Genomic DNA, 6,866 nt, shown 5'->3' with positions numbered 1-6,866 from the left:
GCGCGAGGGCTTCGGCTTCGGCAAAAACTGAGTCTGGCAAAGAAATAGCAGTTTTCATAATTAGATTAGCTAAAATCATTACGATCTAGTTATACCCTAGTTATACCAAGATTACAAGAGTCGAACTCTTGAAGAATCCCCACTGTTACTAAGTAGCATTAAGTAGGGTCGAGCACCCTAGACGCAGACTAGTTGCGGGGTCAGTCGATCGATAATTTGTTTCAATACCATTGCCGTCCAGTCGATATCGGCCGTGGTGGTACTTTTACCCAACGTCAGGCGAATGCTGCCCACTGCTTCATTTTGGCTATATCCCATCGCCAATAATACGGGACTAGGAGTCAGTTTACCACTCGCACAAGCAGCTCCCGAACTAATCCCAATTCCGGCCAGGTTGAGTTGGCGGACGATCGTTTTACCAGTGATGGCTTCTGACAACTGGCACTTTGGTTGCAGACAAAAGCTGAGGTGATGGGGGAGGCGGTGCAAGCGATCCCCAGTGGGGACTAGGATCGGGCAGTCAGATAACAACTCGAAGAATCGATCGCGCAAGCCGATTAATCTGCTATTTTCTAGGGATAACTCTTCACTAGCTAACTCAGCAGCGACACCAAAGCCAGCGATTTGCGGGACGGCTTGAGTCCCCGATCTCCAGCCCATTTCTTGTCCGCCGCCAGCGAGGAGGGGGACAAGTTTTAACCCTGGGCGAATGTAGAGTGCGCCTGCGCCCTGAGGGCCATATAATTTGTGACTGGAGACGGAGAGAAGATCGATCCCCAGTGCTCGAACATCGATCGAGATCTTGCCAGCGGATTGGACGGCATCGGTATGAAAGCAGACTTGATGTTGGCGGCAAATTGCGGCTAGTTCGGCAATAGGTTGAATGGTGCCGACTTCACTTTGGGCATAAATTATCGATACTAAGACGGTATTCGGACGGATTGCCAGCTCCAGATCGTGGGGATCGATCCGTCCCGCGCGATCGACTGGTAATCTCGTAATTTGCCAGCCGCGACTTTCGAGCCATGTAACTGGTGCGCTAATCGAAGAATGTTCGACACTAGAAATAATTAAATGTTGAGGGGTGGTATACGAATTTGCCACCCCCATAATGGCTTGGTTATTTGCTTCAGTCCCACCAGATGTAAATGCGATCGCGTCGGGGTTGGCATTAATTAATGCTGCTACTTGAAATCTCGCTTGTTCGATCGCTGTGGAGGCGCGTTCGCCCCATTGATGGATGCTCGAAGGGTTGCCCCATTCTGACATCATGACTCGGTGCATTGCCGCGATCGCTTCAGTCCGAGTTGGAGTTGTTGCACTATGATCTAAGTAAATCTGCATAGACTGAATACAAATAATTCGATTTTGTTTATCCACAAGTAATTTTACCGATTACTGTGAGATAAAGCATCGGGCTGTTGATAGCATTGAGGGCTGAAACCTCAATGCTATCAACGATCTAAGTGACTAAATCTAAGTTTAGCTACCTGGTTTGCAGATATTATAGTCTTCATGGGATAGCACTTCTTTTGGTTGCAAAATCCCATCTTCTTCAAAACATAGCATCCGATAATTTCGAGTCACAGGAATACTGATTACCAACCGATTGTGGCGCAGTCTTTTGCCGCCAAACTCTCGATAGTTCCTGCGATCTTGCAAGCCACCGATAATATTTCTAGCTTTTAAAACCACATGAGATGGTAAGCTTTTGAGATCGATCGGATCGAAAGCAAAGCTATCGTGCCAATTGCGTTTTTTCTCTTTCTTCTCATTTTCGCCGACCTCTTCTTGGAGGCAACGATGGCAAATTTGCCCATAGCCTTTATGACCGCATTGAAACATTTTTCTGCGTCTGCTCATAATAGTAGATCCCTCGATGTCTAATGTAATTTATAAAAATGGCAAGTAAGCAGTTCAAATTTAGCTGCATGGAAATTTAAACAATGATGTTGATATCACCGATTGAGCGCGATCGAGATCGGAGTACGATTCGATTCTCGCAAGTCTAATTGTCGCATTGGCTGGTGAATTGACAATAAACATTCAGATTGGTGATGACTTCTAGGGCGGTATTTCCGCCCCTTAGCGGATCGACCTGTAATCTGAGCAGGTTATCGGTAACTACGCAGTGATCGTGACAACGTTTGCGTGATAAATGATACAATGAACTCAGTAGATCTCAAACAACGAGATCGTCCCAAATCATTACCAAATTAATAGTGCCAAGCTATTAATTCACCATTTATCATTCACAATTTTTGATTTTCCTTTGAAATTTCGACGATTTAGCAGCGCCTTTGGCACATTTCACTCCTCTCTGTTATCTAGTTTAGCTCTTGGAAGCGTCGGTGTTATTATTTTTTGTGGATATTGGTTCTTGTTGCGTCCTGCGGCCACAATTGAAGCCAAACTCCCACCTTTAGCTCAAGATGACTTAATTCAAGTCTATTTTAACCACGATCGGTCAGTAGAGTTTACCGAACCTTATCGGCGTAAAACTAGACGGGGTGAGGATTTGGCCGCAAGGTTAATTTTCGCGATCGAGTCTGCTCAGTCACAAATTGACATTGCCGTTCAAGAGTTGCAATTGCCCAATATCGCCCAAGCGTTGGTGGCGAGATCCCAAGCGGGAGTTAAGGTGCGGGTGATTCTCGAACATAATTATCGCCGTCCGTTAAGTGAATTAACCACCGCTGAAATCGATAGTTTGACAGTCCGCGAGCGCAAACATTATCAAGAATTCCAGAAATTGGTCGATATCGATGGTAATGGAACTTTGACGCCAGCAGAGATTAACCAACGAGATGCGCTAGTCATCTTGCAAAATGCCCAGATTCCGATCCTCGACGATACAGCAGATGGCTCGAAGGGGAGTGGCTTAATGCACCACAAATTTATGGTGGTAGATCGACACCAAGTCATGGTGACTTCGGCAAATTGGACGATGAGCGATATCTATGGGGATCTGAGTCGTCCAGAGAGCGAGGGCAATCAAAATAATTTGGTGCGGCTGGAAAGTAGCGAACTTGCTACCGCATTTACCAATGAGTTTAATTTGATGTGGGGGGATGGCAACGGCAACAATTCTAGCAGCCAGTTTAAGGCACACAAACCCGTCCGAGTGCCATTTGAAGCGATAGTTGGCAACACGCGCGTCTGGGTGCAATTTTCGCCGACTGCCAAGCAGCATGGGTGGGAAGATAGTAGTAATGGCTCGATCGGGAAATTGCTAGGTAAAAGCTTACAACAAGTCGATCTGGCTTTATTTGTTTTTTCCGAGCCGACATTAGCCAGTATTTTGCAAACTCAATCCCAGCGCGGGGTCAAAATTCGCGGCGTTATCGATCGAGAATTTGCATATCGCGACTATAGTTCGGGTTTGACGCTCATGGGTGTAAATGGGGATAATACCTGTCAGACTACTAGTAATAATTCGCAGCCATTAGCAACGGTTGGCGTTCCGACATTACCGACAGGCGATCTGCTCCACCATAAATTTGCGATAGTCGATCGCCGTACCGTGATTACGGGTTCGCATAATTGGTCGAATGCGGCCAATTATCATAATGATGAGACGTTATTAGTCATTGAAGACAATCCGACAGTGGCCGCACACTTCGATCAAGAATTCGACAGGTTGTATGAACATGTCATAATGGGGATTCCAGATCGCCTTAGTCGTAGACATTGTTAAATTATTCACTAGTGCTAGTGAAATTTTAGATAGTCTGCATGTAGCTGCCAATTTGGCGATCGCCATCGCGACTGGCGCAAAAGATGTCTTCCCTCACTATCAAAATCTAGCTGAGATTATGTCACTTATTTCCTCATGAGCAATCCTACTGTTGTCTCTGCTGAGCTGGAATTCATCACTAGCAGCAATTAATTGTCTTATGATTACTAATGCTGAATTAATCTCGATCTTTGAATTCAAACCAACTTTATCACAGATGTATAGTTGGACTGCTCCGTTCGCCCAAGTTATTCGTGAAGATATCGGTCGGATTGCTTGGAATAGTTTTTTGGCCTTAGTGCCATTGACGCTGAGTTTTTTCTTGTTCTACAAGCCGCGCTCGCGGTTATTTTGTTGGGGCACTTACCTGCTACTAGTACTGAGTTTTAGTATCGGTATTAAGAAATACAACAATGGCAATTTTCTCGAAGCTTTAGAGCGAATTTTCCTGTCATTGTGGGGAGTTAGAGCAATTTTCATTGGCATCGCACTCAGTGCGATCGTCATGTTAATCATTATCGATCGCCGCCTTCGAGATCCCCGAGCGAGAAGTCAGTCAATCATCTGGTGGATCGGCTTATTTCTCTTCGTCGTAATCTTACCAAATGCTCCATATATTCTGACTGATATCATTCATTTCTATGAGGCCGTAAGGACGATCGAGTCAGCCTGGACGATTACTCTATTTATCGTCCCAACTTATATTATCTTTATTGGGGTCGGCTGGTTTGCATATGTATTTTCCTTGGTTAATTTAGGTATTTACTTTAGCAAAAACTACTTAGATCGATATATGAATATTGCTGAATTAAGTCTTCATGCCATTTGTTCGATCGGGATCTTTATCGGTAGGTTTTTACGATTTAATAGTTGGAGTTTGGTAACTCAACCCAAATTATTTATCAGTACTTTACCTGGAGAATTAATCGGTAAATTTCCGCTTTTAGTGATGCTGCTCACCTTTTGCATTATTGCGATGTTGTATGCACTGTGCAAACCACTGGTTGCTAAGTCCTCACTATATCGAGAATAGAGGATTTCGATCGATCGTGGCTCTAGAGATCGGGTGCTGTTGACCGCTGCGATCGATGTTGCTAAGATGATCGTGAGGATTTGAACACTATTCCGATCTAAATACAGTAGATTTTTTAGAGGCAACGTCATGACGGGCAGCCAACAGGTCACGAAATCGATTCTCCGGATGAGACGCTTTGCGAACGCCGGATTAATTATTGGTGCGGGTTTGAGCATAAGTTTAGGAGCTTGTGGCAAGGGTGGCGATACTCCCTCTACAGGTAATTCCCCCTCTGGGGCAGGGCAAAAAAAAGATGTCGAAGTTACCCTTGTTGGCTATGCTGTTCCCAAAGCTGCTCACGATGCGATTATCAAAAAATTCGTCGCCAAATGGCAGCAAGAGCACAACCAAAAAGTGACATTCAAACAGACTTATGGTGGTTCCGGTTCGCAAACCCGCGCTGTGATCGATGGTTTGCCTGCGGATATCGTTCATTTAGCACTGGGCGGCGATGTCAACAAATTAGCCCAAGCCTCATTAGTAGCAACAGATTGGGACAAAAAGTTGCCCAATAATGCTATTGTCGCGCGCAGCGTCGTCGCGATCGTCACTCGTCCTGGCAATCCCAAACAAATTAAATCCTTTACCGATTTGGCGCGTCCCGATGTCAAATGGGTGACAGCCAATCCCAAAACCTCTGGCGGTGCGCGGTGGAACTTTTTGGCCTTGTGGAATAGTGCGATTAAAGCTGGTGGGAATGAAGATAAGGCTACCGAATTTACCACTAACGCTTTTAAAAATGTGGTCGTGCAGCCCAAAGATGCCCGCGAAGCCACCGATGCTTTTGCCAAACAGGGACAAGGAGATGCATTATTAAACTATGAAAACGAGACGATATTTGCGAAAGAAAGAGGGCAAGCACTCGATTATGTGGTGCCAGATGTGAATATTTCGATCGATACTCCCGTCGCTATCGTCGATAAAAATGTCACCAAGCACGGCAATCGCGAAGTTGTCGAAGCCTTTGCCAAATATCTATTCGCACCCGAATCTCAAGCTGAATTTGTAAAATTAGGTTATCGCCCTGCCGCAACAGTCGCCGATCCCCGCTTCCCACAGGTAAAAACGTTTGGGACTGTGGCCGAATATGGGGGTTGGACTCAGTTTCAGAAAAAATTCTTTGAGGATGGTGGCGTCTACGACAAAATCCAAGCTGGTAAAAATAACTAAAGTTTCGCGACCTCCAGTCCCCTCGTCCCCTCACCTCCACATGACTATTATCCCCGCTCGTCTCGTCAAAACCAAACCAGTCTGGAAACAGTGGTTCGATCGTGTCAGACACTTATCCTGGACATGGCGAATTATGTGGTTTTACCTGAGCGCGATGCTCTTTCTACCCCTGGGGGCGATGTTTGCAAAGGCTGGGAGTGGTGGCTGGTCAAAATTCTGGGCAGTAGCTAGTAGCCCCATCGCCTTATCCACCTACGATGTTACTTTCACAACTTCGCTAATTGCCACTCTCATTAACGGTCTGTTTGGTACGGCGATCGCGTGGGTATTAGTACGGTATGATTTTCCTGGCAAACGGATTATTGATGCTTCGATCGATCTCCCGTTTGCACTACCTACTTCAGTTGCAGGTCTGACACTAGCCACCGTTTATAGCGATAATGGCTGGATTGGGAGTATCTTCGCCCCACTAGGGATTAAAATCGCCTTTACGCGGTTGGGGGTCGGGATGGCGATGTTATTTATCTCCTTGCCATTTATCGTCCGTACGGTTCAACCCGTATTGATCGAGCTAGAACGCGATATCGAGGAGGCTGCCTGGTGTTTGGGGGCGTCAGATTGGGAAACTTTTCGGCAAGTGATTTTGCCGCCACTGCTACCGTCGATTTTGACAGGGATGGCATTAGGCTTCTCGCGGGCAGTCGGCGAATACGGTTCGACGGTGATTATCGCCTCGAATACACCGTTTAAAGATTTGATCGCGCCAGTGCTGATCTTCCAAAAATTGGAGCAATATGACTATGCCGGAGCGACGACCATCGGCGTAATTTTACTCGGAATTTCGCTCGTATTGCTCCTGGGAATTAATATCCTCCAAGCTTGGGG

General features: G+C 46.0%; 6 protein-coding genes. 4 read left to right on the top strand and 2 right to left on the bottom strand.

Annotated features, from left to right (window positions below):
- Positions 1-177 precede the first annotated feature (177 nt).
- Both RMO27_RS09230 and RMO27_RS09225 read right to left on the bottom strand, forming a co-directional pair.
- Positions 178-1,344 (bottom strand): cysteine desulfurase family protein, encoded by a 1,167-nt coding sequence (locus tag RMO27_RS09230; RefSeq protein ID WP_309731611.1) that lies wholly within the window; start codon positions 1,342-1,344, stop codon positions 178-180.
- A 138-nt stretch (positions 1,345-1,482) separates the two neighbouring features.
- Positions 1,483-1,863 carry a hypothetical protein gene (locus RMO27_RS09225; protein WP_309731609.1) on the bottom strand — a complete coding sequence of 127 codons (381 nt, stop codon included), beginning with the start codon at positions 1,861-1,863 and terminating at the stop codon, positions 1,483-1,485.
- A 517-nt stretch (positions 1,864-2,380) separates the two neighbouring features.
- On the opposite strand from RMO27_RS09225, the gene RMO27_RS09220 reads away from it, so the two are divergent.
- From RMO27_RS09220 to cysT, 4 genes are all read left to right on the top strand, one after another.
- On the top strand, positions 2,381-3,697 hold the full coding sequence (locus tag RMO27_RS09220; RefSeq protein ID WP_309731607.1) for a phospholipase D-like domain-containing protein: 1,317 nt from the start codon (positions 2,381-2,383) through the stop codon (positions 3,695-3,697).
- Between the two features lie 199 nt (positions 3,698-3,896).
- Positions 3,897-4,769, top strand: a complete 873-nt coding sequence (locus tag RMO27_RS09215) for a DUF1361 domain-containing protein (RefSeq protein WP_309731605.1) — start codon at positions 3,897-3,899, stop codon at positions 4,767-4,769.
- A 168-nt stretch (positions 4,770-4,937) separates the two neighbouring features.
- Positions 4,938-5,981 (top strand): sulfate ABC transporter substrate-binding protein, encoded by a 1,044-nt coding sequence (locus tag RMO27_RS09210; RefSeq protein WP_309731603.1) that lies wholly within the window; start codon positions 4,938-4,940, stop codon positions 5,979-5,981.
- Between the two features lie 40 nt (positions 5,982-6,021).
- Positions 6,022-6,866, top strand: an 845-nt coding sequence (gene cysT / locus RMO27_RS09205) for a sulfate ABC transporter permease subunit CysT (protein ID WP_396133650.1), incomplete at its 3' end; no start/stop codon positions are given.

The sequence above is a fragment of the Chamaesiphon sp. OTE_75_metabat_556 genome (genome assembly GCF_031378165.1).
In the GTDB taxonomy this organism is placed as follows: domain Bacteria; phylum Cyanobacteriota; class Cyanobacteriia; order Cyanobacteriales; family Chamaesiphonaceae; genus Chamaesiphon.
The sequence above is the reverse complement of the archived record's forward strand: the minus strand, read 5'-3'. Positions and strand labels throughout refer to the sequence as shown.

Bases quoted from the DNA above. Each gene is read 5' to 3' on its own strand.
- RMO27_RS09225 (WP_309731609.1), bottom strand. From the start codon at position 1,863: ATGAGCAGACGCAGAAAAATGTTTCAATGCGGTCATAAAGGCTATGGG.
- RMO27_RS09210 (WP_309731603.1), top strand. From the start codon at position 4,938: ATGAGACGCTTTGCGAACGCCGGATTAATTATTGGTGCGGGTTTGAGC.
- RMO27_RS09215 (WP_309731605.1), top strand. From the start codon at position 3,897: ATGATTACTAATGCTGAATTAATCTCGATCTTTGAATTCAAACCAACT.
- RMO27_RS09230 (WP_309731611.1), bottom strand. From the start codon at position 1,344: ATGCAGATTTACTTAGATCATAGTGCAACAACTCCAACTCGGACTGAA.